This window comes from Halorubrum sp. ASP1, from assembly GCF_005435135.1.
Lineage (GTDB): Archaea > Halobacteriota > Halobacteria > Halobacteriales > Haloferacaceae > Halorubrum > Halorubrum tropicale.
In genome coordinates, this window is sequence record NZ_SGUA01000005.1 from 16744 (window position 1) to 41430 (window position 24687).

26 protein-coding genes and 1 tRNA gene are annotated in these 24687 nt (G+C 67.6%); 13 read left to right on the forward strand and 14 right to left on the reverse strand.

Going from position 1 to position 24687, the window contains the following annotated elements; genetic code table 11:
- Window positions 1-62 precede the first annotated feature (62 nt).
- Window positions 63-812, forward strand: a complete 750-nt coding sequence (locus tag EXE48_RS08615; RefSeq protein ID WP_137704422.1) for an SDR family oxidoreductase — start codon at window positions 63-65, stop codon at window positions 810-812.
- 433 nt (window positions 813-1245) lie between these two features.
- Complete coding sequence (locus EXE48_RS08620) at window positions 1246-2097, forward strand: SDR family oxidoreductase (RefSeq protein ID WP_053772715.1); 852 nt, start codon at window positions 1246-1248, stop codon at window positions 2095-2097.
- 39 nt (window positions 2098-2136) lie between these two features.
- Here the strand turns inward: EXE48_RS08620 and thiE are convergent, their stop codons facing one another.
- A complete protein-coding gene (thiE, locus tag EXE48_RS08625) occupies window positions 2137-2769 on the reverse strand; it encodes a thiamine phosphate synthase (RefSeq protein WP_053772716.1) in 633 nt (210 codons plus the stop codon).
- A gap of 115 nt (window positions 2770-2884) precedes the next feature.
- Between thiE and EXE48_RS08630 the strand changes: the two genes are divergently transcribed.
- A complete protein-coding gene (locus EXE48_RS08630) occupies window positions 2885-4336 on the forward strand; it encodes an MATE family efflux transporter (RefSeq protein ID WP_053772717.1) in 1452 nt (483 codons plus the stop codon).
- Window positions 4337-4357: 21 nt separating this feature from the next.
- Here the strand turns inward: EXE48_RS08630 and EXE48_RS08635 are convergent, their stop codons facing one another.
- The 6 genes from EXE48_RS08635 to EXE48_RS08660 form a co-directional block, all read right to left on the reverse strand.
- On the reverse strand, window positions 4358-5215 hold the full coding sequence (locus EXE48_RS08635; RefSeq protein WP_137704424.1) for a mechanosensitive ion channel family protein: 858 nt from the start codon (window positions 5213-5215) through the stop codon (window positions 4358-4360).
- Between the two features lie 94 nt (window positions 5216-5309).
- Window positions 5310-6473: a 7,8-didemethyl-8-hydroxy-5-deazariboflavin synthase subunit CofG gene (cofG, locus tag EXE48_RS08640; protein ID WP_137711225.1), complete on the reverse strand. Its 1164-nt coding sequence runs from the start codon at window positions 6471-6473 to the stop codon at window positions 5310-5312.
- Window positions 6474-6591: 118 nt separating this feature from the next.
- A complete protein-coding gene (gene cofC, locus EXE48_RS08645; RefSeq protein ID WP_137711226.1) occupies window positions 6592-7248 on the reverse strand; it encodes a 2-phospho-L-lactate guanylyltransferase in 657 nt (218 codons plus the stop codon).
- A gap of 17 nt (window positions 7249-7265) precedes the next feature.
- A complete protein-coding gene (locus EXE48_RS08650; RefSeq protein WP_173230323.1) occupies window positions 7266-8444 on the reverse strand; it encodes a tubulin/FtsZ family protein in 1179 nt (392 codons plus the stop codon).
- Window positions 8445-8553: 109 nt separating this feature from the next.
- On the reverse strand, window positions 8554-9450 hold the full coding sequence (locus tag EXE48_RS08655; protein WP_121599625.1) for a complex I NDUFA9 subunit family protein: 897 nt from the start codon (window positions 9448-9450) through the stop codon (window positions 8554-8556).
- Between the two features lie 117 nt (window positions 9451-9567).
- Entirely contained in the window at window positions 9568-10431 is an 864-nt protein-coding gene (locus EXE48_RS08660) for a universal stress protein (protein WP_137704426.1), read from the reverse strand.
- 143 nt (window positions 10432-10574) lie between these two features.
- On the opposite strand from EXE48_RS08660, the gene tmk reads away from it, so the two are divergent.
- Entirely contained in the window at window positions 10575-11168 is a 594-nt protein-coding gene (gene tmk, locus EXE48_RS08665) for a dTMP kinase (RefSeq protein WP_053772724.1), read from the forward strand.
- 34 nt (window positions 11169-11202) lie between these two features.
- On the opposite strand, the gene EXE48_RS08670 is transcribed toward tmk, so the two are convergent.
- Together EXE48_RS08670 and EXE48_RS08675 are read right to left on the reverse strand one after the other, a co-directional pair.
- On the reverse strand, window positions 11203-11526 hold the full coding sequence (locus EXE48_RS08670; protein ID WP_053772725.1) for a DUF7991 family protein: 324 nt from the start codon (window positions 11524-11526) through the stop codon (window positions 11203-11205).
- A 39-nt stretch (window positions 11527-11565) separates the two neighbouring features.
- Window positions 11566-12123: a DUF5813 family protein gene (locus EXE48_RS08675; RefSeq protein WP_053772726.1), complete on the reverse strand. Its 558-nt coding sequence runs from the start codon at window positions 12121-12123 to the stop codon at window positions 11566-11568.
- 151 nt (window positions 12124-12274) lie between these two features.
- On the opposite strand from EXE48_RS08675, the gene EXE48_RS08680 reads away from it, so the two are divergent.
- Entirely contained in the window at window positions 12275-13579 is a 1305-nt protein-coding gene (locus EXE48_RS08680) for a carboxylate--amine ligase (protein WP_137711227.1), read from the forward strand.
- A gap of 25 nt (window positions 13580-13604) precedes the next feature.
- Here EXE48_RS08680 and EXE48_RS08685 read toward each other — a convergent pair whose 3' ends face one another.
- Window positions 13605-14867 carry an MFS transporter gene (locus EXE48_RS08685; protein ID WP_137711228.1) on the reverse strand — a complete coding sequence of 421 codons (1263 nt, stop codon included), beginning with the start codon at window positions 14865-14867 and terminating at the stop codon, window positions 13605-13607.
- A 158-nt stretch (window positions 14868-15025) separates the two neighbouring features.
- Here EXE48_RS08685 and pyrF point away from each other — a divergent pair, with 158 nt between their 5' ends.
- Window positions 15026-15856, forward strand: coding sequence for an orotidine-5'-phosphate decarboxylase (gene pyrF, locus EXE48_RS08690; protein WP_053772729.1), 831 nt, complete (start codon window positions 15026-15028; stop codon window positions 15854-15856).
- A gap of 45 nt (window positions 15857-15901) precedes the next feature.
- Here the strand turns inward: pyrF and EXE48_RS18750 are convergent, their stop codons facing one another.
- Entirely contained in the window at window positions 15902-16042 is a 141-nt protein-coding gene (locus EXE48_RS18750) for a hypothetical protein (protein WP_199236363.1), read from the reverse strand.
- 50 nt (window positions 16043-16092) lie between these two features.
- On the opposite strand from EXE48_RS18750, the gene trmY reads away from it, so the two are divergent.
- The 4 genes from trmY to EXE48_RS08710 all read left to right on the forward strand — a co-directional run bounded on the left by trmY (window position 16093) and on the right by EXE48_RS08710 (window position 19955).
- On the forward strand, window positions 16093-16707 hold the full coding sequence (gene trmY, locus EXE48_RS08695) for a tRNA (pseudouridine(54)-N(1))-methyltransferase TrmY (RefSeq protein ID WP_053772730.1): 615 nt from the start codon (window positions 16093-16095) through the stop codon (window positions 16705-16707).
- The gene (locus tag EXE48_RS08700; RefSeq protein ID WP_082356887.1) at window positions 16688-17104 is read left to right on the forward strand and encodes a CHY zinc finger protein; all 417 of its coding nucleotides are present in this window, start codon (window positions 16688-16690) and stop codon (window positions 17102-17104) included. Before trmY ends, EXE48_RS08700 begins: the two co-directional genes overlap by 20 nt.
- A gap of 376 nt (window positions 17105-17480) precedes the next feature.
- Window positions 17481-17553, forward strand: a tRNA-Pro gene (locus EXE48_RS08705).
- Between the two features lie 578 nt (window positions 17554-18131).
- Window positions 18132-19955 (forward strand): hypothetical protein, encoded by a 1824-nt coding sequence (locus EXE48_RS08710; RefSeq protein ID WP_137711336.1) that lies wholly within the window; start codon window positions 18132-18134, stop codon window positions 19953-19955.
- A 159-nt stretch (window positions 19956-20114) separates the two neighbouring features.
- Here EXE48_RS08710 and EXE48_RS08715 read toward each other — a convergent pair whose 3' ends face one another.
- The 3 genes from EXE48_RS08715 to EXE48_RS08725 all read right to left on the reverse strand — a co-directional run bounded on the left by EXE48_RS08715 (window position 20115) and on the right by EXE48_RS08725 (window position 21913).
- Window positions 20115-20603 carry a Pycsar system effector family protein gene (locus tag EXE48_RS08715; protein ID WP_137711229.1) on the reverse strand — a complete coding sequence of 163 codons (489 nt, stop codon included), beginning with the start codon at window positions 20601-20603 and terminating at the stop codon, window positions 20115-20117.
- Window positions 20604-20615: 12 nt separating this feature from the next.
- Window positions 20616-21365 carry an adenylate/guanylate cyclase domain-containing protein gene (locus EXE48_RS08720; protein ID WP_137711230.1) on the reverse strand — a complete coding sequence of 250 codons (750 nt, stop codon included), beginning with the start codon at window positions 21363-21365 and terminating at the stop codon, window positions 20616-20618.
- Between the two features lie 152 nt (window positions 21366-21517).
- Window positions 21518-21913: a hypothetical protein gene (locus EXE48_RS08725; RefSeq protein WP_137711231.1), complete on the reverse strand. Its 396-nt coding sequence runs from the start codon at window positions 21911-21913 to the stop codon at window positions 21518-21520.
- A gap of 182 nt (window positions 21914-22095) precedes the next feature.
- Here EXE48_RS08725 and EXE48_RS08730 point away from each other — a divergent pair, with 182 nt between their 5' ends.
- From EXE48_RS08730 to EXE48_RS08740, 3 genes are all read left to right on the forward strand, one after another.
- Window positions 22096-22458: a hypothetical protein gene (locus EXE48_RS08730; protein WP_137711232.1), complete on the forward strand. Its 363-nt coding sequence runs from the start codon at window positions 22096-22098 to the stop codon at window positions 22456-22458.
- On the forward strand, window positions 22458-22859 hold the full coding sequence (locus EXE48_RS08735; RefSeq protein WP_137704437.1) for a DUF8023 family protein: 402 nt from the start codon (window positions 22458-22460) through the stop codon (window positions 22857-22859). Before EXE48_RS08730 ends, EXE48_RS08735 begins: the two co-directional genes overlap by 1 nt.
- A 126-nt stretch (window positions 22860-22985) precedes the next feature.
- Entirely contained in the window at window positions 22986-24683 is a 1698-nt protein-coding gene (locus tag EXE48_RS08740) for an Env/VP5 family phage fusion protein (protein ID WP_241991971.1), read from the forward strand.
- The last annotated feature ends 4 nt before the right edge of the window (window positions 24684-24687 follow it).

Genomic DNA, 24687 nt, shown 5'->3' on the forward strand with positions numbered 1-24687 from the left:
GGGGCGGTCGTCTCGCCCCGAGTGGATACCACTAAGTCGCCGACGCGCGTACCTGTGTTTACATGGATCTGACGGTCGCGATCACCGGAGCAACGAGCGGGATCGGACGAGCCGTCGCCGAGGCGTTCGTCGACGAAGGGGCGTTCGTCGCCGTCTCCGGGCGCGACGGCGAGGCCGTCGATCGGACCGTCGGGGCGCTGAACGGCGGGGGCGGCGACGCGGACGAGAGGACCGAAGCCGACGACGGGAGCGACGACGCCGCCGAGCGCGGCGCCGCGTGGGGCGACCGCGTCGACGTGCGCGACGAGTTCGACCTCGAACGCTTCTTCGAGCGGACGGCCCGCGAGGCCGGCCCGATCGACGTGGTGTTCGCGAACGCCGGCGTGTTCCACGGCGCGCCGGGCGAGCGGCCGACGACGGAGGTCACCTACGCCGACTACGACGACACGATGCGGACGAACGCGCGCGGCGTGTTCGCGACGATATCGGAGGCGGTCCCCCACCTGGCCGACGGCGCGCGCGTCGTCGTCCCGTCGGGCGCGGTCGCGGCCGAGTCCAAGCCCGGGATGGGCGCGTACGCGGTGTCGAAGGCGGCCGCCGAGGCGGTCGCTCGCGGCTTCGCCGCCGACCTCGACGCGACCGTCGGCGTCGTCGACCCCGGCCTCGTCGCCACCGACCTCACGGGCAAGGAGCGCGCCCGCGACCCGGAGAGCGTCGCGCCGCTGTTCGTCTGGGCCGCCACCGAAGCGCCCGCCGAGGACCTGAACGGCGGACGGCTGGGGCTGCGGGAGTGGAAGTCCGCGACGCGATAAGAGTGGATTGTGTCCGGATTGGCGGTCGCGAAGGCCCCAACCGCTCGCTGGTAAATAATCGATAACGGCCCGGTGACAACCACCTCCAAAGCCCCAGCCGCGAGGGCTCGGTGCGCTCGCTGCGCTCCTCACTCAGTCGCTTCGCTCCCTCGTTGCGGTGCTTACGTCACGCGCCGTCGCCCTCGGGACTGCCCCTTTGAGTCCCGCCCCGCACCGCACCTCACGCCTCCCCAGCCTCGTCAGACGCGTCTGACGGGCTCCCTCCGGTCGCCCTCGCCGCGCCTGACTCCCTCGCGCGTGCCGCTTCGCGGCCTGTCGGCCGCTCGCAGGCACGCGCCACCGCATCGTTCGCTTATTACCAATTGTCGCCGCCGCGCGTCGATTCCGCGAATCGACCACCGAGAATTATCCCCCGGCCGGTCGAACGGGCGGTATGCCACTCGCGGACCCCGACCTCTCGGGCTCGACGGCGTTCATCACCGGAACGACTCGCGGCATCGGCAAGCAGATCGCGCTCGCGCTCGCCGACCGCGGCTGTAACGTCGTCTCGACGGGCAAGACGACCGACGACGACGACTCCGAGCTGGAGGGGTCGATCGAGCAGACGGCCCGCGAGGTGCGGGAGCGCGGGCCGGAGGCGCTCCCGATCGAACTGAACCTCCGCGACGAGGGCCGCGTCGAGGCGGTCGTCGAGGAGGCGATCGACCGCTTCGGCGAGGTCGACATCGTGATCAACAACGCCAGCGCGATCCAGCTGGCGAACGTCGCCGACCTGCCCGCCGACCGCTTCGACCTCCTGACGGACGTGAACGTGCGCGGGACTCACGTCGTCGCGCACGCCTTCGCCGACCACCTCGCGGGGCTCGACGAGGCGTGGCTCCTGACGAACGCGCCGCCGGTCACGACCGACCGCTCGCCGGGCAAGGCGCCGTACGCGTGGTCGAAGCTCGGGATGTCGTTCGTCACCCTCTCGCTCGCAGAGGAGCTCGGGAGCGACGACGTGGGCTGTAACACGTTCTGGCCGGTGACGACCATCGACACCCGCGCGACGCGCTACTTCGGGCTCGGGACCGAGGACGACTGGCGCACCCCCGAGGTCGTCTCCGACGCGGTCCTCGAGATCCTCGCCCGCGACCCGGCCGAGTGTACGGGAAACAGCTTCTACGACGAGGGACTGCTCCGCGACGCGGGCGTCACCGACTTCTCGGCGTACAACCTCACAGAGGGCGACCCGGCGCCGATGTCGGCGCGGCTGTTCGACCCGGAGTTCGAGCGCGACTGGTGACCGCGCCGGTGCGGTCGACGCCACACCGGCGGGGCCGGATCACTCCGTCACGGCCTCGCGCAGCGCCGCGGTCGCCGCCGCCGGGTCCTCGGCGGCGGTGATGGCCGACAGCGCCGCGACGCCGGCCGCGCCCGCCTCGACCACGGGCGCGGCGTTGCTCGCGTCGATCCCGCCGATCCCGAAGACGGGGACGTCGACCGCGTCGGCCACCGCGGCGATCCGCTCAACCCCGATCCCGTCCCGGTCGCCGGAGACGTCCTTCGAGTCGGTGCCGTAGACGGCCCCCACGCCGAGGTAGTCCGCGCCCGCGGCCTCGGCCGCCTCGGCCTGCTCGACCGTCGAGGCCGAGACGCCGACGACGGCGTCCTCGCCCAGCCGTTCGCGAGCGACCGCGACCGGGAGGTCCGTCTGCCCGAGGTGGACGCCGTCGGCGTCGACGGCGGCGGCGAGGTCGATCCGGTCGTTGACGAGCAGGGGAACCCCGGCCTCGGCGGTCAGCTCGCGGATCCGGAGCCCCGTCTCGTAGCGCTCGCGGTCGGTCACCGCCTTGTCGCGGAGCTGGACGACGTCGAGCCCCCCGTCGAGCGCGGCCGCCACCACCTCGGGGGTCGCGCGCCCCGCGGAGCGGCTCGCCGCCGTGACGAGGTACGTCCGCCACTCGCTGATATTCACGTATGGTACAATCCGATGGTCGCGTCAAAACGGTTGCGCTTCGACCGCGGCCGCGCGGCCCGGTCGCGGGCCGTGACGGACAGACACAAGCCGGCGCGACCCGTACGGGAGTCCAATGCTATCCCGGCTCCGGAACGGCGCCGCGCGCGTCGCCGAGGCGGTCGCGGGCGCGCTCGACCGGGCCGGCGTCATCGACCGGTCGCGGCTGGACGAGACGATGGGGCTGGCGTGGCCCCGGATCGTGACGGGGTTCGCGATCATGTCGAAGAACACCGTCGACCTCGCGGTGATCGGGTACGCGGTCGGGGTGTCGGCGGTCGCGGGCATGGGGTTCGCGTTCGCGTACTGGCAGCTGGCGAAGTTCGTCTCCATCGGGCTCGCGGGCGGCACCGTCTCGCTCGTCTCGCAGAACTACGGCGGCGAGGAGCGCGGGCGCGCCGGCCTCGTGGTCAAGCAGTCGCTGATCGTGGCCGCGCTGCTGGTCGCGCCCATCGTCGCGGGGTACGTCCTCGGCGCGGAGCGGCTGATCGCGCTCGTGGGCGGCGACGGCGCCGCGCTGTCGGCCGGGACCACCTACCTCGCCGTCACCGCGCCCGCGCTCGCCTTCGAGTTCTTCAACATGATCGCCAGCCGGACGTACGCCGGCGTCGGCGACACGCGCACTCCGATGGTCGCGCGCGCCGGCGGTGCGATACTGAACGTCGTCCTCACGGTCTGGCTCGTCCTCGGCGCGGGGTTAGGCGTGTTCGGCGCCGGCCTCGGCACCGCGGTCTCCATCGCCGCCGTCGGGCTCGTCCTCGCGTGGGGGATGACCGGGCGGTCGTACCTCGGCCGCGGCGCCTCCCCCGTCCCGGTCGGCCGCTCCGGCCCGTGGTTCGACGCCGGGCTGACGCGCCAGCTGCTCCGGGTCTCGTCGCCCCTGATCGCGCGCCGCGTCGCCGAGGGCGTCGTCGTCTTCCCGCTCCTGTGGGTCGCGTCGTCGTTCGGTCAGGCGACCGTCGCCGCCCTGGAGGTCGGCCGCCGCGTCAGGGCGCTGCTCGGCAGCTTCAGCTGGGGGTTCTCCATCGCCGCGAGCACGCTCGTCGGCCAGCGGCTCGGCGCCGGCGAGGAGGCGCTCGCCACGGCGTACGGCCGCGACGTGATCTCCCTGTCGGCGGTCGTCTACGTCCTCGCGTCGGCCGCGGTGATCGCCGCCGCCACGCCGATCGCGGGCGTGTTCGTCGACGAGCCGGCGGCGGTGAGCGCCACCGCGGCGTTCGTCGTCGCCGCCGCGGTGAGCGCGCTGCCGCTCGGCGTGGACGGCTCGATAACGGGGTCGCTTCGCGGCGCGGGCGACACGCGCTGGCCCTTCCTCGCGTCGATGATCGGCCTGTACGCGTTCGCGCTCCCGGTCGCGCTGGTCGGCCTCGTCACGCCGCTCGGCGTCGGCGGGCTCTACGCGGCGCTGGTGGCTGAGAAGCTGGTGCCGGCCGGGTTGAACGGCTACCGGTTCCGCTCGAACCGGTGGCAGGCGGTCAGCCGGCAGTACCGGCCCGACGCGGGCGAGGCGGAGGAAGAGGTCGGATAGCGGTGCGGACGCGGCTGCGGCCTACTCGGCGGCGACCTCCTCGATCACTTCGACGCTGCCGGTGAGCTGCCGGTGGACGTACGGCATGTCGATGCCGGCGTCGTCGAACGACTCCTTCACCGCGGTGACGTACTCGGAGCGCACGCGGACGAAGTCGCCGCGGTCGGGGTCGGCGATCCACCACCGCGACTGGAGCCCGACGGCCGAGTCGCCGAGCTCGACGAGCCGGACCGAGACGCCGGGGTCGTCGAGGATCTCCTCGTGGGCCTCGGCCTCCTTGACGATGATGTCGGTCGCCTCGTCGATGTCGTCGTCGTAGCCGATCCCGAAGACGAACTTCTGTCTGAGCGTGTCGTAGGCGACGGGGTTGGTGACCGCGCTGTTCGCGAGGTCGCCGTTCGGCACCGTCACCAGTTCGTTATCGAACGTCCGGACCCGCGAGACCCGGAGGTCGATCTCCTCGACGCGGCCCGAGTTGCCGTTCCACTCGATCCAGTCGCCGACCTCGAACGGCTTGTCCTTGAGGATGAACACGCCGGCGACGAAGTTCCCGAGGAGCTCCTGTGCGGCGAAGCCGACCGCGAGCGCGATGGCGCCGCCGAACACGGCGAACGCAGAGAGGAAGCTCCCGTAGCCGGCGACGGCGAAGCCGATCGCGACCGCGGCCACCCAGACGACGGCGTTGAGAACGTTCGTGCCGAGGCTCAACACCGCCTCGTCGAACCCGCGCGCCCTGACGACCCGTCGCAGCCCCGGGATGAGGACGAGCTTTCCGAGCAACAACACGGCGACGAAGCCGGCGACGAACCTGACCACCGTCACGGCGATCGCCGCCACGTCGACCGCGTTCGCGATCGCGTCGAGCTGTAAGGGGAGCATCGTCACCCCGTTCGCGAGACTATATAAAGAAGCTACTGGCAGCGCGCTTGTTTACGCCCGGCCGGAGGAGGCGCTCGCCCGGCGCGGCGGCGTGTCAGTCGCTCCGCACCGCGAGCGGCCCGTCGCCGCGAGCGACCGCGCGCAGCCGACGGCCGTGGACGTCGTCGTCGGCCATCCGCTCGCGAACCGCCGGAGGGATCCACGCCTCGCGACCGTCAGGATCGGGGGCCCGGTCGACGCCCGGCGGCCGGATGTCGTCGGGGAGGTACCGGGCGTACGTCGGGAGGCGCTCGCGGAGCGGCACGCCGCCGGCGTCCGCCACGGCCTCGAGCCCGCGGAGGTCGGGCCACTCGTACGCCGGGTTGATGTAGTCGTCCGTCACCGGCGAGACGCCCCCGAGGTCGTCGATCCCGCAGTCGACGAGCTCCGCCGCCGGCGAGAGGTTCGGCGGGACCTGAACGGAGACCTCGGGCGGCAGCGCCGCGCGTGCCATCGCGACGACGCGGCGCATCACGTCGCGGTCGGGCCTCGAGAAGTCGGAGCGCTCGTTGGGCACGACGTTCTGGACGATCACCTCCTGGACGTGGCCGAACCGCTCGTGGAGGGCCCGGATCGCGAGCAGGCTCTCGGCGCGGTCGCGCCAGTCCTCGCCGATGCCGACCAAGACGCCGGTCGTGAACGGGACGCCCTGTCGACCGGCGGCGCGGATCGTGTTGAGCCGCTGGCCGGGCGTCTTCCGGCGCCCCCCGGCGTGCGCGTCGACGTCCGCGGTCGTCTCCAGCATGACGCCCATCGACGCGTTCACCTCGCGGAGGTCCGCGAACTGCGCCTCGGTCAGGTCGCCCGGGTTCGAGTGGGGGAGCAGCCCCTCCTCCAGGGCGATCTCGCAGGCCCGGTAGAGGTACTCGTGGATCGAGTCGAACCCCCACTCGGCGAGCGTCTCGTGGATCTCGGTGTACCGCTCGTCCGGATCGTCGCCGAACGTGAACAGCGCCTCCGTACAGCCCGCGTCGGCGCCGACGCGGCACTGCTCGCGCACCTCGGCGGGCGACAGCAGCGACACCTCGCCGGGCACGTCGTAATAGGTACAGTAGGTACAGGTGTACCGGCACGCCGTCGTGAGCGGGATGAAGACGTTGCGCGCGAAGGTCAGCCGGTCGGCGGCCTCGACGTCGTCCGGGCCGACCGAGAGCAGTCGCTCGACCGCCCGGTCGGCGACAGTCACGTCGACCCCGTACTCGTCGGCCCCGGCGAACACGGCCGTCACTCGCGGTCGGCGTTTAAAAAGAATCGCGGTTGCGGATCCCCCCGACGACACCGGAACCGGTTACGCGGGGCAACGAGCGGGCGGAGCGATCCCGGTGACCGCATCTCGGTCACTCCCGCACGACAGAGACGCGGCCCTCGGACGCGTCGAGCGCGAAGCCAGCCTCGCGGAGCCACGCCGCGGCGCGGCCCTCGCCGTGGATCAGCACCTCGGCGAGGTCGTCCGGCTCGTCGACGTCGGTCCCGAGGCGGTGCGAGTCGACCGCGGCGAACGACGCGCCGACCTCGGCCGCGATGTCGCGGTGGTCGAGGTAGGAGGCGCCGTGGTAGTCCACCCGGAACTCGGGGTGCGAGGCGACGAAGGCGTTCGTGCCGCCGCCGCGGCCCGGCACCATGGCAACTTCCGCGTCGCGCCCGGCCGCGAACAGGCGCTCGACCGCGTCGGGGGTCGCCAGCGCGAGGTCCGCCATCACGACGGCGACCGGTTCGGGGGGGCCGTCGGCGTCGCTCTCGTCGCCGTCAGCCCCCAGTCGCGCGTCCAGCGCCGCGTTCACGGCCGCGGTCAGCGGGCGGTCGTCGACGGTGACCGGGCGGTCCGCGTCGACCGCGTCGGTGGCGAGGACGCGCGGCTCGCCGCCGGCGGCGGCGACGGCGTCCAGCACGTCGTCGAGCATCGCGCGGGCGAACGCCGAGCGCTCGTCGGGGGAGAGGGCGTCCGAGAGTCGCGACTTCGGGCGGTCGGTCGAGAAGGGAACGATGACCTCCATCGCGGCGGCGGGAGGTCTTAGAACAGGGATTCCAGCTCGTCGCTGTCGTCGTTGACGAGCTCGTCGAGGTTGTCGTCGCTCTCCTCGCGGATCTCGTCGAGGTTGTCCTGCGCCTCGATGGCGACCTGCTGGAGCTCCTTGATCCGCGGGACGTTCGTGACGCCTGCGAGCAGGATCACGGTCGCGACGAAGCCGGCGCCGCGGTACGGGTAGTCCCCGCCCCGGACCTCCATCGAGCCGGTCTGCTCTTCGAGCCACTTGCGGCCGCGCTCGATGCCCTTCCGGTTGAGGTACTCCGGCGGCCCGGCGAGCACGAGCAGCGCGCGCTCCGCGCCCTCGATCTCACAGGGCAGCGTGAGCCGGCCGAGCGCCGCCTTCCGGACGAGGCTGGTGATCCGGTTGGTGGTGTGGGCGCTGTCGAGCTCCTCGTCGTTGCCGTCGTCGCGGAGCCGCGAGAGCAGGCCGCCCGAGGAGCGCTCCTCGACCTCCTCCTCCGCGTAGCCGACCGTGGAGACGCCGCCGCCGGAGAGCGTGTTGATGATCTCCGAGGAGTCGACGACGCTCTCGGCGACCTCCTGGCCCTGCTGGATCTCGCCGGCGCCGAAGAGGATGCCGAACCGCCGGACGATCTCCTCGTTGATCTCCTCGTAGCCGCCTTGGACGGACTCGCCCGTCTTCCGCCAGGCGTCGTTGTCGAACACCATCAGGTTGTCCACCTCGCGGACGAACGTCTGGAACGAGCGGGCCGCGTTGAGGGTGTAGATACCTCCCTCGTCGCTGCCCGGCAGGATGCCGAGCCCGTAGACGGGCTCGGTGTAGATCCGCTTGAGGTGCTTCGCGAGCACCGGCGCGCCGCCGGAGCCCGTCCCGCCGCCGAGGCCGGCGACGACGAGGAAGGCGTCGACCTCGTGGACCGGGATCGAGTCGATGGCGCCCTGGACCTCGTCGATGTCCTCCTCGGCGATCTCCGCGCCCAGTTCGTTGTCCGCGCCGACGCCGTGGCCCTTCACGCGCGACTGGCCGATGAGGACGCGCTGGTCCTCGGCGATGTGTTCGAGCCCCATGAGGTCCGCCTTCGCCGTGTTGACGGCCGCCGCGGCTCGAACGATCTCGGAGCCCGTCCGCTTGTCGTACTCCAAGAACTTGTCGACGACTTTACCCCCCGCCTGTCCGAATCCGATCATTGCGAGTTTCATCGTGTGCTCCCTCCGCGTTTGAACTGAACAGAACGCGATCTCGTATATAAGCCTTCGGTTGCCGTTACCAGCGTTGAGATTAGGACAGTTGACACGTTCGGTCCCCCGGTCATCGGATCCCGAGGTGTTCGCCGAGCGTCGTCAGATCCGCTTGGTCGACGCCGAAGGCGCCGACGTCGCTGTCGGCGGTCGTGTTGTCGAACTTCAGCGACCGGTACTGGTCCGGCCCCATCGGGAACCCGGGCACCGCCCCGAGCACCGAGAGGCCGACCTTCGCGAGCGGCATCGGCAGCGGGACGATGGTGACGCCCTTCCGTTCCGCCTCGTAGACGAGGTCCGTCACCTGCCGGAGCGTGAGCACCTCCGGGCCGCCGATCTCGTAGGTCTCGCCGGCGTGCTCGTCGTCCGTCACCGCGGCGGCGATCATCGGTACGAGGTCCTCGACGTGGATCGGCTGGAACCGCGTCTTCCCGCCGCCGGGGAGCGGGTACAGCGGGACCCCCGGCGCGAACATCCCCTTCAACCGCTTGGTGAAGGAGACGAACTCGCCGCCCTCGCCGAAGACGACGGAGGGGCGGAAGACCGTCCAGTCGAGGTCGCTGTCCCGGACGATTTCCTCCGCCTCGCCCTTCGCGCGGATGTAGGCGGTGTCGCCGTTCGGGTCCGCGCCGAGCGCGCTGAGCTGGACGAACCCGTCGACGCCGCCGTCCTCCGCCGCGCGGACCAGGTTCTCCGTCCCGCCGCGGTGGATCCGGTCGTGCATGCGGTTGCCGCCGTCGGGCTCGAACAGCGGCGAGAGCGCGACCAGGTTCACGACCGCGTCGTGCCCCTCGACGGCCGAGGCGATGGAGTCGTAGTCGGTCACGTCGCCGCTGACGCCCGTCACGCCCTCCGGCGCCTCCTCGGGCGATCGGGAGAGCGCGGTCACGGCGTGGCCGTCGTCGGCGAGCGAGCGACAGAGGTACGACCCGATGAATCCGGTCCCCCCGGCTACCAACACTTTCATGCGAGCCACGAGGCGTGGAAGGCCCGTAAACCTACCGCGATGTCAGACGCTCGCGGACGCCGGCGCGATCCGGGGCAGGGAGGTCCGCGGCGAGGGCGGTTGACCCGTTTGTCGCGGTCACTCCTCGTCCGGAACCGGGACCGTCAGCACCGGAACGGGAGCGCTGCGGAGGGTGCGCTCGGCGACGCTGCCCAGCAGGTACCGGCCCACGCCGGTCCGCCCGTGCGTCCCCATCGTCACGAGATCGACGCCGGGGTCGTCGACGTACGACAGGATCCCCCGGGCGGGCGAGGAGGCGACCTCGACGGCGCCGACCGCCTCCAGTCCGGCCGCCTCGACGCGTTCGACGCCTGCCGCGACCGCGTCGTCGGCGTACTCCGAGAGCACGTCGACGTCGACGTGGTCCCCGACGCCGATGCCGCCGGTGTCGACGACCGAGAGGACGTGGACCGTCGCCCCGGCCCGTTCGGCGACCGGGAGCGCGCGGTCGAGCGCGGCGGTCGCGGCCGGGCTCCCGTCGGTGGGCACCAGCACGTCCTCGTACGGGTACGGGACGGCCTCGTCGCCCGGCCGGAGGGCCAGCACCGGCACCGGTGAACGCCGGACGACGCGTTCCGTGGTGCTGCCGACGAGGCGTTCGACGCCCTGCCGCCCGCGCGTGGACATCGCGACGAGGTCGGCGTCGGTCCGGTCCGCGTAGTCGACGACCGTCTCGGGGACGCCCCCCTGCTCGACGGCCGTCTCCGCGTCGACGCCGCGCTCCGCGGCGCGCGCGGCCGCCGCCTCGACGATCGACTCGCCCTCCGTCTCCAGCACGTCGACTACGTCGCGGCCGATGCGCGTTACGCTGTCGCGGGTCGTGTCCGCGACGTGGAGGACGTGGACGGTCGCGCCGTGGTCGGCGGCGATCGCCAGGACGTGGTCGAACGCCGCCGCGGCCGCGTCGCTGCCGTCGGTGGGGACGCAGATCCGGTCGAACATATCCCCTCGGTCACGCCCGCGGGTGAAAAACGCTCGCGTCGCTCTCGCCGCCGTCGACCAGCGCGCTCGAACGCGTCGCGACGCCTCCGAGCGACCCCGTTCCGACCCGGGCTGTTTATTCCTCGCCGCGGCGGAACGCGACCATGCTGATCACGCTGGAGGGGCTCGACGGCAGCGGCAAGACGACGGTCTGGGAGGCGCTACATGACGTGTACCCCGACGCGACGTTCACCCGCGAGCCCACCGACAGCTGGTACGGCGAGGCGGTCGGGCGCTCGATGGGCGACCCGGACGCCGACCCGCTCGCGGAGCTGTTTCTGTACACCGCCGACCACGCGAACCACCTCTCGGAGACGGTGCGTCCGGCGCTCGCGGACGGCGGCCTCGTGATCGCCGACCGGTACTCCGACTCGCGGTTCGCCTACCAGGGGGCGACGCTCGCGCGCTCGGACGCCGGGATCGAGCGACCGCTTGAGTACGTCCGCGGGATCCACGCCGCCTTCTCGCGCCCGCCGGACGCGACGATCTACCTCGACTTGGACCCGAAGACCGCGGCCGAGCGGGCGGGCCGGACCGACAAGTTCGAGCGCGACGGCTACCTCGCCGCCGTGCGCGACAACTACGAGCGGCTGATCGACGCCGACCCCGGTCGGTTCCATCGCGTCGACGCGACGCGCGCGCCGGAGGACGTGGTCGCTCGGGTCGAGGACATCGTGGCCGGCTTGGTCGACCGCTGACCGCCGGGGCAGCCGCGGGCGACGGCGGTCGCCGTCAGCGCGTGTCCGGCAGTTCGTAGTCGTCGGGCGACGGGACGTAGAGGTAGTCGATGGCGACCCCGAGCGCCAAGGGGAGCGCGATCAGGAGCGCCAACAGGATCGTCGAACTCCCCACGTCGATCCCGGTTCCCACGCCGAGCGCGCCGGTAAACACGAGCGTGGAGACGAGCAGGAGCAGGGGAGTCAACACGAGCGTGTAGAGGACGGATCCCCACGACGTGGAGAGCTGAATCCGGAAGAACCGGGTCGCGACCCCGGCGAGGAACGTGTGGAACGCCACCAAGGCGAGGAGGCTGCCGAACCCGAACAGCGCGAGCATGGTCGCCGTACGGGCCGCCGACACTTCCCCCTATCGGCCTCAGACGGGACCGCCGCCGCCCTGCTGCCGCGCGGCCGAGAGCAGGTCCGAGACGGGCGCCGTGTACTCGTAGCCCGGGATGACGCCCTGGACGTACGTCCCCTCAACGAAGTCGATCAGCGCGCCCGCGTCGTCGACGCCGCGGCGCTCGTTGACGTCGACGAACTCGTAGGCGACCGTTATCTCGTCGCCCTCGCGCTCGACGACGGGGTCGAACTCGCGGTCCGTCCGGGTGACGCCGCCCACGTCGACCGCGCGGCGCTCGAACGTGTCGGCCCAGCCGTCCTCGACCACGTCGGCCACCTCGTCGGCGGTGACGGCCGACAGCGTCGGCACGCGGACGGTGACCGCGAACGCGATCCGTCCCTCAGCCGCCGGCTCGGCGCAGACGCGGCCGTCGAACGCGGTGGTCGTCGAGACCCAGACGTCGCCCTCGCGCTCGAACGAGCCGTGGTCCGCGAACGCGCGCCGGACCCGGTCGGGGAGCTCGTCGGCCGTGGCGGCGTCGTCGGCGTCGTCGACGCGCTCGGCGTCGGCCTCGTCTTCGGTTTCGGTCATACCGATCCGGAGGCGACGCGCCCTGAAAAGCCGCTCGCGTCGCCCGCGCGAACCGCGACCGCCGACGCGGACGATCCCCGCTCCGTCCTCGATACGGGCACTCCGGGCCGGCACGTGGGACCCTTTTGTGCGTCCGCCGACGAGGCGGGGTATGGCAGACACGTTCCGGTCCACGGAGGGACTGATCGACGCGCTCGCGGACGCCGAGTTCGACCGGCCGCCGGCGCTCGTCAGCAACGCGCACATCACCGGGCTCGGGGTCGCCCGCGCGCTCGACGCCCACGACGTGCCCGTGATCGCGCTCGACCGGGCGGGCGGCGACGGGGGAGCCGACGCCGGAACCGTCACGCACGACGGCCTCGCGCCGCCCTCGGACGCGGTCGACTTCGCCGGGGCGGTGACGTACCCGCTCGACGACCTCGACGGGTTCCGCGAGGACGTGGAGGCGGTCGTCGACGCCGCGGGCACCGAGGCGGTCGCGTTCGGCTGTATGGACGAGTGGGCGCTGTCGTACGCCGAGGCCGACCCCGACGGCGTCCGGATCCCGTTCGCCGGCAGCGAGACGCTCGACGACGTGTTGAACAAGTCGGAGCTGTACGCGACCTGCGAGGCGCTCGGCGTCCCCTACCCGGAGACGTACCGGCTGGCGGAGACCGCGGCGGCGGCGACGGGCGAGCCCGACGCGACGGTCGGGGAGGCGGCCGAGGCGCTCGGGTTCCCGCTGGTGGTGAAACCCGAGCTCAAGCGCGACTTCGAGGAGGCGTTCGGCACCAACGTGATCGAGGTCGCGGACCGCGGGGAGTTCGCGGACGTCGTCGCTGCCGCGAGCGACGAGGGGATCGCCGTGATGGCCCAGAAGCGCGTCGACATCGCGGCGGGGCGCGACCACTCGCTGGCATCCTACGTCCCGCCGTCCGGGAGCGGCGACGCGCTCGCCGTCGTCGGCAACGCCGCGGTTCGGTACCCGCGCAACTTCGGCACCTCCTGTCTCGTGGAGACGGCCGACGAGCCCGCCATCGAGGAGCGCGCGCTCGCCGTCCTCGGCGACGCGGGGTACCACGGGATCAGCGAGTCGGAGTTCGTCTACGACGCCGACCGCGAGGAGTTCCTGCTGCTCGACGTCAACACCCGTCCGTGGAAGTGGATCTCGATGCCGGTCGCCGCGGGCGCGAACCTCCCGATGGCCGCCTACGCCGCTGTCACGGACGCGACCTACGAGTCCGACGGCGTCGAGCCGACGCGGTGGGTGTACCTCCGCGATTACCTCTCGCTTCTGGCGGGCGACGACGCCTTCTGGGACCAGCTGTCGGCGGCCGACTGGCGCCGGCTCGTCTCCGGCGCGTTCGAGCGCGAGGGGGACCTGACGACCGGCGTGTACCGGCCTTCCGACCCGGGTCCGGCGGCGACGCTGTTCGAGACGGAGTTCGCCGACCGCGAGTACTACTGCTCCTGTTAGCGGGCGGCGGCGCCGAGCGAGCGCCTCAGCCGTCCGGGCGTTCACCACCCGAGCCGTCGGCCGGCTCGTCGCCGACCGGGACCCGCCAGAGGAGGACGGCCGTCGCCCCGACGACGAGGACGCCGCCGCCGACGCCGAGCGCGAACAGCGGCGAGACGGCGTCGGAGATGACGCCGCTGCCGAGTTGGAACGGGACGACCGCGAGCCCGCTCACCATCGCCATCGCGCTCAGGACGGTGGCGCGGCCGAGCGTCTCCGCGCGGTCGTTGACGTACTGCCCGGCGAACGACCGCGTGACGTCCGACACCCCCCGAATCAGGAGGAACGTCGGGAGCGCGAGCACCGGGACGAAGTACATTCCGAGCAGCGCGCCGCCGACGGCGAACGGGAGCGCGAGGAACCACGCCCGCAGCCCGATCCGGTCCCGTATCGCCCCCGTGTAGTAGGTGAGGACCGCGCCGACGAGGCTGTACGCCGCGTAGAACCACCCGAGGAGGGGTTCGACCCGCGACCGCGCCACCCCGAGGTCGAGGACGACGGTCTCGAACACCGGCTGGAGGAAGACGAACGCGAGGTACGTGACGGCGGCGTACAGGACGTAGTAGTACAGCAGGAACGAGCGCATCCGACGGCGCGAGAGCACCTCCCGCACGATGCCGACGGTCCGGCGGAGGGTCAGGTCGTCCGCGTCGGCCTCCTTGTACGTCTCCGGTTCGTCGAGGGTGAGGAGCACCGCGACGCCGAGGCTCGTCACGCCGGCCGCGACGAACCACGGGTACGAGAGGTCGACGCCGCCGAGGTACCCGCCGAGGACCGCCGCGACGGCGCCGGCGGCCAGCGCCGCGGACTCGCCGCGCCCCCGAACGCGCGCGAACTCGTCCTCGGAGAGGTCGTCGGTGAGCGTGTCGTAGAGCCACGCGTCCTCGCTTCCGGAGCGGAAGTTGTAGCCCAGCGACCAGCAGACGTACAGCCCCGCCAGCGGGAGGAACGAGTCCGACAGGCCGATGCCGAGGAGCGTCGCGGAGATGAGCGCCGTCCCGATGAGGAGGCTGTTTCGCCGCCCGACGCGGTCGCCGACGTATCCGGTCGAGATCTCGCCGAACACGGTCGTCAGGTTGTACAGCGCCTCCAGGACGGCGATCTGCGTGAACGAGAGCCCCTGCGCCAGGAAGAAGAGGTACATGATCGGCCGGTAGAACTCGACCGACTTCGTCGCCTTGTAGACGTAGTACTTGACGATGGGTCCGGAGACCGCCGTCCCGAGCCTACCGCCCGTGCGACCGGCCATACGTGTGGCGACCGACGAGGGGCCGACCGGTGTATCCTGTTATTACGGCGGCCCCGGGTCGGCACATACGTCGGCCCGGCCGGCGGGGACGCTCGCGCGCGCCCCGGGGCGCGGCCGCGGAACACAACGGTTAGTGCGCCCGCCGACGCAGGGCGCGTATGGGCTTCTTCGAGACGCTCGCGGACCGGATCGACGCGGTCGACAGCGTCGTGTCGGTCGGGCTCGACCCCGACCCGAGCCGACTCCCCGAGACCGTGACCGACGCCGACCTCCCGCGGTGGGCGTTCAACCGCCGGATCATCGACGCGACCCACGAGCACGCCGCCTGCTACAAGCCGAACGCGGCCTTCTACGAGGACCCGGAGGGCTGGCGCGCGCTCCGCGAGACCGCGGCGTACGCCGAGGGGAAGGGCGTCCCCGTCCTGCTCGACGCGAAGCGCGGCGACATCGGGAACACCGCGCGCCAGTACGCCGGGATCCTCGACCACGTCGACGCGATCACGGTGAACCCGTACCTCGGCCGCGACTCGCTCCAGCCGTTCCTCGACCGCGCGGACAAGGGCGTGTTCGCGCTCTGTCGCACGTCGAACCCCGGCGGGGCCGACCTCCAAGACCTCGAACTCGCCTCCGGCGAGCCGCTCTACGAGCGCGTCGCCGCGCTCGCGGACACCTGGAACGCGAACGGCAACGTCGGCTTGGTCGTGGGCGCGACGACGCCCGACGAGCTGGAGACGGTCCGCGAGATCGTGCCCGAGGTCCCGTTCCTCGTGCCCGGCGTCGGCGCGCAGGGCGGCGACGCGGAGGCCGCGGTCGAACACGGGCTCGCGTCCCGGCCCGACCTCCCGGTCGACGTCGGGCTCGTGAACTCCTCGCGCGGCATCATCTTCGCCGGCGAGGAGTCGAGCCGCCCCGACGACGAGGCGACGTACTTCGGCGCCGCGGGCGACGCGGCCAAGCGGCTCAAGAAGCGACTGAACCGCCACCGATAGGTCACCGACGGCGAGGCGTTCCGGCGGGCGTCGGCTCGGCCGGCGCTACCCTCGTCCGGCGGCGCAGCCCGAGCAAACGCGGGCGGTCTCGTTCCAGTGGTCGTCGCAGACGGCGCGCCCGCAGCGGTCGCAGGCGTGACTCGCGGTCGCCGCCTCGCAGACCTGGCAGAGTCCGGTGAGGCTCACGGCGGCGGTTGGGTCGCACGGCTTATCAGGATCGGGGGCGAGCCCCGCACATGCGCCAGTTCGTCGTCATCGGCCGCGACGTGCCCACCGACCCCGACGCGATCTCGCTGTCCGACATCCCCGGGGCCGGGCGGCTCGACCTCCTCTGTCGGTGCGTGAGCGCGGGCCTCTTCCTCTCGCACGGCATCCGCGAGTCGGTCCGGGTCCACCTCGTGATCGCCGACGAGTTCGCCGTCACCGTCGACGCCGACACGGTCCGCCACCTCCACCCCGACGAGCGCAACGTCGCCGCGCGGATCCGCGACGCGCTCGACGCGAAGGCGGACGCCATCGGGCACATGCCCGCGGACGTCTCTCCCGGCGTCGAACTCCGCCGGATGGGACTCGAAGCGACCCTCGACCGGCTCGTCGGCGACGACGGCCGCGGTCCCGACGGGACCCTCGTCCAGCTCCACGAGGACGGCGACCCGCTCGTCGACGCGGAGCCGCCGAGCGATCCCGTGTTCGTGCTCTCGGACCACCACGACTTCGCGCCCGACGAGGCGGAGGCGGTCGCCGAACGCGCCGAGCGGCGGCTGCGCGTCGGTCCCGAACTGCTCCACGCCGACCACACGGTCACGGTGGTTCATAACTGGCTCGACACCGATGGCTACGCCGAGTACTGACCGCGAGACGACGACGGCGCCCGACGCCGACCCGCGCTTCGAGGTCCCCCTCCGCGGAATCGACGTCGACCCCGAGACGCGCTGCGCGCACTGGGACGACCCCGTGGACGTGATCGCGCTCCGGTTCGGCTGCTGTGAGGCGTACTACCCCTGCGACGCCTGCCACGACGCGGCGACCGACCACGAGGCGGTCCCGTGGCCCCGCGAGCGCTTCGATGAATCGGCGGTGCTGTGCGGCGTCTGCCGGACGACGCTCACCGCCCGTGAATACCTCAACGCCGGCGAAGACGCCTGCCCCGTCTGCGGCGCCGCGTTCAACCCGGGCTGTCGGAAGCACCGGGACCGGTACTTCGAGGGCGAGGGTCCGCACGACGAGGACGGCGACGACGATTTATAATCGATGACGCGGGGCGGCAGCGCGTGCCTGCGAGTGGCCGCCCTCAGCGGCCGCGAGTGAGCACGCGCGAGGGAGCGGCGAGCGCTCGGAGAGCGCGAACCGCGAGGCCGGGGAGGCGTGAGGTGCGGTGCCGTCTTGGGCGCGACTCAAACGGGTAGCCGCGAGGCCACAGTCGGCGATGGAAGCACTGGAAGGAGCACGGAGTGAGAGACTGAAGCGCGCAACGAGCGTACTGTGGCCTCGAGGCTGGGGCTTTGGAGGTGTCGGCGGCTGCTATCAATTTGCTCGTTCCTCCCCGATTCGCGTTCCATCAGTGTCTCACTGATCGCCCCCCTTTCGGAAGGATTAAAAGAACGAGCGGCCTTCTGTCGAGTGCGGGCCGGTGGGGTAGCTTGGTATCCTTCGGCCTTCGGGTGGCCGTAACCACGATTCAAATTCGTGCCGGCCCACTACCCGCTTATACTTTTTCCAGCCTCTACTGACAGGTCTTAGCGGCTCTACGGGGTGGTCTCTGTGAGCCTTTCCGACGGCTCAACCGGGACTACCCTGTCTGCTGGCGGTCCGGGCGAGTTCTGGTGCGGGCTCTGTAACCAGCGGTGTACTCGGAACTCGTCGAGCGGCGTCGAGTACGGCCACGCCCTGGACTGTCCCGCGCGGCCCAGCGAGCTCTCAAATCCCGACGAGAAGTGAGCCGGCCAGCTGCGCGCCGGTCCACCTCCCCACGGCTCCGGCACGATCTCGTTCGCTCCCTCGAGGCGAGCCCCGTCAGTCTCTCCAAGCGGTCGGCGACCTTGTGGTCCGTGAGGTCCGCCGAACGCGGACCGAACGGCGCCGACCGCGCACAGGCGACCGAAGGTCGCCAAACGAGCGGCGGTGCCGTCGCGGTCGCGGAGCGGTCGCGCACGCTCGGAGGTGAGCGATGAGCGCGCCCGACGAGCCGGCCGCGTCTTGGCCTTCCAAGGAGACTAACTCTGTAACGGCTTCTCTCACCGGATTAGAGGAGGACGCCGATCCGATCGTCGAACGGGTGACGGAGTTCGCTACCGAGTACCCGCACCTCGCCGACCTCCCTCTCTCGGAGGCGCACGGGCGGAAGCTTCGCCGCATCGTCACGGAAGCCGACTGGGAAAAGGAGTTCGTCGACCCCGATCACCCGCTCGAAGATTCCTTCGCCGTCGACTCGCTTCGCTCCCGCTCCGCCGGAACGTGGCTCGACGCGATTCACGCTTTCCTGCGCGCTCACCACGAGTACAGCGGGATGATGGCCCGCTTCGAAGATCGTGAATCGGGCGACGAGTTCGACGTACCGCTTGCCGACGCGTGGGGGAAAGAGTACAGCAAAAAGCAGTACGCACGGGCTCGCGCGCTCCAGCGACAGATGTCCGGCGGAAAGCGTCCATCCGGTGGCGAAGCCGCTCCCGCTTGGGATGACCCGGTGACCGTGATGCTCACCCTGACCGCTTCTTCGGTCCCCGACGGCGACCGACTCCCACCCGTCGAACAGATGGACTCGATACACGACGCGTTCAGCTACGGCGGCGTTCGCGACACGCTCCGTAACGTGATGGAGTATCACCTAGACCTCGACTCGGAGCAGTGGGGCTACTGGCTTCAAGCGGAACCGCACGGAATGGGCACCGCCGCGGACCCCGACAAAGACGCCGGCCTCAATGCCTGCTACACTCATATTCACGTCGGCGTCTACTTCGACGGAGCCGGGTTCGGTGACCTCCGCCTGGTCGCTTCCGAGTTCGAACGGGTGATCGACAAGCACCTAGAGGTCTGCGACCCCGCCGGGTGGTCAGCTCACGATTACGACGCGATCGACGACTACCTTCAGGAGGACGATGGGTGTATCTCGATGAACGCAGACGTCGGGAACCTCGGTTCCTACCTCGCCGCGTACATGGGCGGCTACACCGAGGACCTGCTGGACAAGCCGATCGAGTACATCGCTTGGGGAGCTGTCTACTGGTCGGCTGCTCGCCAGCGGACCACCCGCTCGCAGACTGTAAATCAGGCCATCCGCGCCGATCGGTGCGAACAGCGTGCCGAAAATGAAGAGTCGGGACAGGTCGACGCGCACGGTGAGCGCATCCGCTGGGACGACGGCCGCGGCGCCGATGTCGTCTGCTCCTGCTGTGGTTCACCGTGGACTGTCGACCAGGACCAGCTCGACGGGCCCCCCGAGACTGAATCCGCGTTCGACGACGATCTTCGTTGGGCCGCTGACGCAGCTGCTCCGGCGCCGGAACCAGAACAGGACCGATCACTCGCCGAGCGATGGCCGAGTGCCGACAGCGCATGGGCCTACGGAGAATCTCCGCGAAAGACGCTGATACGCGACCGCGTTCACGACTACCTCGACGTACACGGGAGAGACGTATCCCTTCCCTCGATACTGGCGCATCTGAACATCGACCCGTCGTACAGGGAGTTCGTCGGTCAGATACTGGATGGTGAGATGGAACCTGATTCCGAGGCGTTCGATCGCCGCTCGACGGAACCCGCCTTCGGCTACGAGCTGAAAGCGATCGTCGACCGCGACGGGAATGAACACGAACCCGGCGGCGGCGGTGTCGACATGGTATCACTAGAATTGCCGATAAGGAACGTTATCCAGAATACTCGGCTCCGGCACGATCTCGCTCAAGGAGAGGTGTTCCGTGACGCTCGTACAGAGGTCGCAAGCCACAACCCGAGAACTCTCGCAAGCGGATTCGTCGAAGAGGGGATAACTGATCCCGAGGTAGTTGATCGCCTCCTCATCGTTGAGGACTACCACGTCTCTAATCCAGAAATGAATCGGGATGAACGGCGGCCGTGTATGGTCCGTCCTAATGATAGCTAAGTCCTGCCGTCACCATTTAGATCTATACACGAACAGCCAGATCCCAGTTACTGATACACAGAACGTAGACAATTCGGTTAGTTTTGACTCCAGATATGGCTTTTATTTTTGTGTTTGTATAATAGAATACTCATATTATTGTCGTTTCGTATCGATGAGTTAGAAGAACAAGAAAACCACCCCAGCAATCACCGCGAATACAACGGTCCCGGCTGTAAACCGGAGCGACCACCGGAGAAAACAGTATTTACTACTCGCTACCGTTGCCAAATCATAATTCTCCTCGATCAATTCTGTTTGTGCTCTCCCATCCTCCAACTGCTTGAACTCATCACGGAACTCCTCTTTCGAATCATACTCGATGATATTTTCCCAGAAAATGAGTCCTGTCTCAGGTTTCGGGGTCCGAGGATATACCACCCATCCTGAGAGGAAGACCCCTGCTACGGTGAACCCTACGCTCAAAATGGCGCCCCACCGCACTATTTGCGACTCAATCGACAGATCGCTTACAGCGTTAGCGAATAATCCCAGAAACGCTATTTGTGCAGTAAGCAGGATTGAGGCCTTATTATCTGCCAATGAAATATACTGGTTGAGATGATCGTTGGTCCGCGTAACGAGTTCATCAGGAGAAATTTCAGACATTTGTTCTTCCAATTATAGGTTGTCCGTATTGGTGTCTGCCCAGATTCCGTTGAAATTATAATAGTGTTGAGTCGTCCACCCTGAATCGTCACTTCCCCACGTAAACCCTTCAAGTCGACCTTTGTCCGTGAGGTACTCCCCCCATCCATCCTCCTTATTTGCGTACTGGTAGAGCCCCTCATTCACGAAATACTGGTTAGTCCCCGCCATATCTTCAAGTTTCGAAGCACTGTTTGCTGTTGTTCCCACGGCTGTCCGCCGGTTTAGACTATGTTTGCCAATACGGGAAATGTGAATATCTTTACCGATAGCAGCTCCGCCACTAATCGTAATAGGTTCAATACCATTGTCATCCAAAGTGGGATTAATATGGTTTGCCAAGGAGTACTTCACTGTAGCAAAATATTCCAGAACTGTCTCGCTGATTGATGAGTAGTCCTCACCAACACCAAAGTATGCCAATATCCCGTCACCAGTATTCTTCTCAAAGTAACCATCGTAGTCCCGGACGATCTCCATAATTTCCGGGATAAACAGGTTCAACATAAATAGCACGTCCTCCTCTGGATAGTCGCTAGAGTAGTCAGAGAAATCATTAATATCAATGAAAACTATTCCTAATTTGAATTTCTTAGCTGAGGCCAAGAGCATATCCTCCGGATCCGGCATTGATTGTCCATCCGGAATGTGATCTAGTCGTTCCTCTACTTTCTCGGCCTGCTCATCGACACGCTCTTCAATTTCGTCTTTATCAAAGGTCATTACTCTAAGTTTGGATGACATAATATAAAAATTTGCGATGTATATGTACAAAGAGGTTGTCCGAGAAAGATATCTCCATATTAGAGCTGAATCGTTATGAGAACGTAATGCGTGCTTCACATGTTGTGAGCGACAAATTAGAGATTATTTATTCAAAAAACGGTTGGTAATTCCAACCCTCCTGGAACTAAGCGGACTATCATAATAGTGAGACCTAACAGCATTATCCCCAGCAAAGTAAGTCCTATCTGCCCTATACGCTCTTGTTTTTGAATGTAGAGTCCGGTACGCGCAAGCCCACCGAATAGCACGATCTCAACAACAACTGATATGAGGCCAAATACGTCACTGAACAGGGTTGCCCACGTGGATACCGCTGTAGCTAAACCCACATCTTCAACTATAGAGTAGAGCAGAATTGTAACAAAGGCGACTCCTAAGAGTCCTACCACCGCCTCCTTTACTCCCTGTTTGAACCAAACGCTACACCGAACAAAGAACTGCCGTATGGGCCATGTTGCAGACCGAATCCAAGATTCGATCGACATGTTATTCGGTTGGTTATGTAGTATATTAAACGTTTGAACTGTGTTTCTCAGATCACCTGCTATACCATGACTAACAGAGCAGACCCTCTGGGACATTCGAAATTATCCTGCTACCGTGGGACTACTTTCACCGAGCCTAGCTTGATACTATACATGACTTCTCTGACCACTAACAGTTGGAGATGTCGACTGAAAACCCGACGCCGCCTGACGGTTACGAACGGTTCGAAGGAGAATCGCCGGAGTCCGATGTTCCCACGGTAGAACTCGGCCCGGGTGACGTGCTGGAAGGGCTCGTACTCGACCTGACTGAAGGAGAGGGTGAGTACGGCCCGTGGTACCGGCTCAAAATCAAGGACGAAAGCCGCGGAGTCGTTCGCTACTTCGCGAAGGACGAGGTCAAGCGCGCAGCTGCGCAGGACCGCATCGAGGTGGGCGAACAGATCTGGGTCGCGATGGCCACCGACGAGGTGACGCTGGAACGCGACGACGGCTCGACGCACGACTACAACCCAACGAATTGCGCGTTCCCGGGTGGTTCCTGATGGCGTCGTCGTACTCGAACTCGATGGGTGACGCCCTCTCGGACTACACCCACCTGCGAACGCTCCCGGCGCTCCTGAGCGTCGTGTTCGTTCTCGCCGGACTCTACCAGTTCGGTGGGATTTCCGAGGTGATGCTCACCTGGATCGACTACACACTCACCGCCCAGCACGCCACGTTCATCTCGCTGGCTGCGTACGCGATCGCCTTCGCGAGCAGCGAGACCAAACAGTTCGAATCGTACGAGCAGTGGGAACAGGTCGCGATCGCTGTCGGCCCCCTTGTCATCGTCGGCTACCAGTACGTTCCCCAGCTCGCTGACCTCATCAACACGAGCAGCAACCTCGGCCCGATCGTCGCGTTCCTTGCGACGGTCGTCGCGTGGGGCGTCGCTGTTCGGTAAACTGCCCTCGCACCTCACCTTATGAGTTCAAACCATGACACATCGACTAGCTGTAACGCCTCTGACCGCCCTTCTGCTCGGGACCGTGTGGGCGCTGACGACGCTCCTACTCGGTCTCGCTCTCGTGTGGGCCGCCGCACCTTCATGAAGGGTCTCGGCGCGTCTGCCGCTGGCGCTGTCGCCCTCGGATCGGACTACGGCTTTACCCGCGAGGCCGAAGCGATCGCCCCGCTGATCGGCGTCGGCGCGATCGGCGCCTCCGCCGCCCTCGGCTGGGCGCTCCGCGAGTTCGAGATTGTTGGCTCCGACCCACCGGCGGAGGGTTTGACCGCTGACGCTCTTGAACAGCAAATCTATCAAGCTGTCAAAACGCGGCGCTCTAACAACCAGAGTACGATCGTCGACAATCAGAACATCCTCGACGGCGTCAAGAATACCGCGTACACCGATGCCAAGGTGGCTGCCATCGAGCAGCTGAACGCTGGCGTCTCGGAGAGTGAGGTTTTGTCGGCGGCGAACGCCGCGATTGACTCGTACGAATCCACCGTCAAGGGGAACTTCCTCAAGTCGTGGAATGAGTCGGTCAACGAGCTTCAGGCGTTGCTTCAGTCGGCTGTCGATCACCCTGACATGGGCGAAGGCGACCTGCTCAACAGCTACGATATCAGCATGGAGATGCGTTCGCAGGACCTCTCTGTCTCCGATGTGAGCAACACCCTTCCCGACGGGACGGACCTTCCTGTCAAGGAAATCTCCATCCACTGGTACGACGACTGGCAGGCCACGCTTTCCCCGTTTACCGCCACGGAACACGTTCCGAACCAAATCTCTGAGGGAAAGAAGGCTGTCCACTTGTCCCTGAGCCAAGTTGATGGTGACTTCATCTACCTCAACGCCGCCGAATGGAAGCCTCTGTACGACGAGATGGATACCACGTTTACCGATGTCCGTAACGGTATCTCGACGTGGGTGACGAACGTCTACGGCGACGTTCAGTCCGGCTCGATCGAGATCTCGGAACTCGTCACACCTCGCGAACGTGCGGCGATGATGTCCGATGAAGAAGGTACTGCGCAAGCGATCGCTGACCTCGCTGCGCTGAACATCTCCGTCGACGTTGAGCGTGAGGCGACGATCACCTTCAGCGACTCCGGGGCTACGCTCCGTGGGACGTTCGGACTCACCGACGAGTCTGACGGCCCGATCGAAGCTGGCGAGACCTACGACCCGACGACCTTCAACGGCGACGTGTACTTCACCACGGACACCTCGCTGCTCGAAGGCGACTGGTCCGCGTATGAGTCCGGCGTTGACGGTGGGAACATCACGCTCACCTCGGAACCTTACGAGGGAACCGCTGTTGAGGTGACGACAGCCGCGAACGAGACCGTGGCCGTCAACGCGACCGACTGGACTGCGACCGGAAGCGGGACGTGGTACTACGACGCTGCCGACGACCTCGAAACAACCATCACCGAGGTCACGGACGCTCGCTACCGCGCCAATACCACGGAGACGAACATGGAGACGCTGAACCTCGAAGCGACGTTCACCGTCGACAAGTTCGAGAACACCGAAACTGGCGAGGAAGCACAGTCTGCCTCGTTCGAGTCGTCTGAACCCCAGACCGACTCGAACTACATCACCCAGGAAGAGTGGAACTCGCTCGAACAACAGAATCAAGAACTGATCGAGAAGTACGAGGCGAGCCAAAACAACGGCGGCGGCCTCGACCTCGGCGCGCTCGACATGTTCGGACTACCGGGCGAACTCGTCGGCGTCGGGATCGCCGCGATCGTCGGTTTCCTCGCCCTCTCGGATTAGCCCA

Bases quoted from the DNA above. Each gene is read 5' to 3' on its own strand.
- EXE48_RS08715 (WP_137711229.1), bottom strand. From the start codon at position 20,603: ATGTCTGAAATTTCTCCTGATGAACTCGTTACGCGGACCAACGATCAT.
- EXE48_RS08650 (WP_173230323.1), bottom strand. From the start codon at position 8,444: ATGAAACTCGCAATGATCGGATTCGGACAGGCGGGGGGTAAAGTCGTC.
- EXE48_RS08660 (WP_137704426.1), bottom strand. From the start codon at position 10,431: ATGTTCGACCGGATCTGCGTCCCCACCGACGGCAGCGACGCGGCCGCG.
- EXE48_RS08630 (WP_053772717.1), top strand. From the start codon at position 2,885: ATGCTATCCCGGCTCCGGAACGGCGCCGCGCGCGTCGCCGAGGCGGTC.
- trmY (WP_053772730.1), top strand. From the start codon at position 16,093: ATGCGCCAGTTCGTCGTCATCGGCCGCGACGTGCCCACCGACCCCGAC.
- EXE48_RS08680 (WP_137711227.1), top strand. From the start codon at position 12,275: ATGGCAGACACGTTCCGGTCCACGGAGGGACTGATCGACGCGCTCGCG.
- EXE48_RS08730 (WP_137711232.1), top strand. From the start codon at position 22,096: ATGTCGACTGAAAACCCGACGCCGCCTGACGGTTACGAACGGTTCGAA.
- EXE48_RS08720 (WP_137711230.1), bottom strand. From the start codon at position 21,365: ATGACCTTTGATAAAGACGAAATTGAAGAGCGTGTCGATGAGCAGGCC.
- EXE48_RS08615 (WP_137704422.1), top strand. From the start codon at position 63: ATGGATCTGACGGTCGCGATCACCGGAGCAACGAGCGGGATCGGACGA.
- EXE48_RS08685 (WP_137711228.1), bottom strand. From the start codon at position 14,867: ATGGCCGGTCGCACGGGCGGTAGGCTCGGGACGGCGGTCTCCGGACCC.
- EXE48_RS08620 (WP_053772715.1), top strand. From the start codon at position 1,246: ATGCCACTCGCGGACCCCGACCTCTCGGGCTCGACGGCGTTCATCACC.
- pyrF (WP_053772729.1), top strand. From the start codon at position 15,026: ATGGGCTTCTTCGAGACGCTCGCGGACCGGATCGACGCGGTCGACAGC.
- EXE48_RS08635 (WP_137704424.1), bottom strand. From the start codon at position 5,215: ATGCTCCCCTTACAGCTCGACGCGATCGCGAACGCGGTCGACGTGGCG.
- EXE48_RS08735 (WP_137704437.1), top strand. From the start codon at position 22,458: ATGGCGTCGTCGTACTCGAACTCGATGGGTGACGCCCTCTCGGACTAC.
- EXE48_RS08725 (WP_137711231.1), bottom strand. From the start codon at position 21,913: ATGTCGATCGAATCTTGGATTCGGTCTGCAACATGGCCCATACGGCAG.
- cofC (WP_137711226.1), bottom strand. From the start codon at position 7,248: ATGGAGGTCATCGTTCCCTTCTCGACCGACCGCCCGAAGTCGCGACTC.
- tmk (WP_053772724.1), top strand. From the start codon at position 10,575: ATGCTGATCACGCTGGAGGGGCTCGACGGCAGCGGCAAGACGACGGTC.
- EXE48_RS08700 (WP_082356887.1), top strand. From the start codon at position 16,688: ATGGCTACGCCGAGTACTGACCGCGAGACGACGACGGCGCCCGACGCC.
- EXE48_RS08655 (WP_121599625.1), bottom strand. From the start codon at position 9,450: ATGAAAGTGTTGGTAGCCGGGGGGACCGGATTCATCGGGTCGTACCTC.
- EXE48_RS08675 (WP_053772726.1), bottom strand. From the start codon at position 12,123: ATGACCGAAACCGAAGACGAGGCCGACGCCGAGCGCGTCGACGACGCC.
- EXE48_RS08670 (WP_053772725.1), bottom strand. From the start codon at position 11,526: ATGCTCGCGCTGTTCGGGTTCGGCAGCCTCCTCGCCTTGGTGGCGTTC.